Here is a 1,319-nt window from a genome sequence, read left to right on the forward strand (position 1 = left end):
TTGTCGTTTAACGCTAAGGTGGGTCAGCCATTTACAGTGACAGTGAACACACCAAAAGAAAACTTTACGGTTCAATCTCAATCATTATTGGCAACAGCTAAAGAGACTGCGATTACTCAGGCGTTACTTGAGAAGCGTTTCAAATCAGTGAAGAGTGCGGTTCATACGCTAGAAAACTGTAACTACGACAACTTAGATGAAGGTCTGATTCTTCCTTTGAAAGAAGTGTCGGTCTTAAAAGACGAAATCGATTTCATCTTAAACGGTTCTGTGAAAGTGATTAAGCACGTTGAAGTGCCAGCACTGCCTCAGCAACCAAAGGTTAACGAGAAGCCAACCATGTCGATGCTTATCGCTGATGTGGAAGACTTGCACCTGTGTGACGTAACCGACGCGGATGTTTACTTCAAACTGCCTGAAAGCTTCAAGAAGCGTTGTAACAAGTACATCGACATCTTGGCAGCAAACCCACGTTTGATTCCTTGGTTCCCAGCAGTATTGATCGGTAAAGATTACGACGAAGCGGTTCGTATTCTTGAAGAGATCAAGCCAGCTCGCATCGTGACCAACAACACGGGTATTGCTTACAAAGCTTACGAGATGGGTATCGAGTGGGTTGCAGGCCCGTTCATGAACACCACAAACTCTCACGCACTGGTTACGCTGAAAGAAGAGCTGAACTGTGCTGGTGCTTTCATTTCGAACGAGATCAACAAAGGTCAGATTCGTCATATTCGCCGCCCAGAGAACTTCAAACTGTTCTACAGCATCTACCACCCAATCTTGATGATGACCAGCCGCCAGTGTTTCTTCCAAAGAACCGTGGGTTGTAACAAGCCAAGCATCGAAGCAGGTTGCATGTTGAAGTGTGAGAAAGCGACCACGATTACCAACGTGAAAGGCATCTCTTTCGCGGTTGATAAACAGAAGGGTGGCTACCCAAGCATTTACAACCACGAGCAGTTCTTAAACCATGACGCTGTAACGGATTTCTCAGGTCTGTTCGACGAGTTCTTCATTGACCTGACCAACATCGGCGCGGGTTCGAAAGAAGTACAAGACAAAGTAGAGCTGATTAAACATTTCCAAGGTTTGATTAATGGTGTTGATGGTTCACAACAGAACCTAGAGCAGATGGTCGAAGTTCGAACTAATGCTCAATACGTGCAAGGTCTATAGGGTTCAAGGTTTATAGGGTTCAAGGTTTGTAGGTCTATAGATTTATAGGCCGCACGGCTTATAGCTTCTAAAGCAAAGAGCGTTCTGCATTCAAGGTCTATAAGTCTTAACCGTTTATAACCGTTTATAACCGTTTATAA

1 protein-coding gene is annotated in these 1,319 nt (G+C 44.5%); it reads left to right on the forward strand.

Going from position 1 to position 1,319, the window contains the following annotated elements:
• Nucleotides 1-1,179 (forward strand): U32 family peptidase (locus tag AB4496_RS26055; protein ID WP_372132777.1); only part of this gene is annotated, 1,179 nt, incomplete at its 5' end.
• Between the last annotated feature and the right edge of the window lie 140 nt (nucleotides 1,180-1,319).

It is taken from the genome of Vibrio sp. 10N.222.46.A1 (genome assembly GCF_041473595.1).
GTDB classification, from domain to species: Bacteria; Pseudomonadota; Gammaproteobacteria; order Enterobacterales; family Vibrionaceae; genus Vibrio; species Vibrio tasmaniensis_A.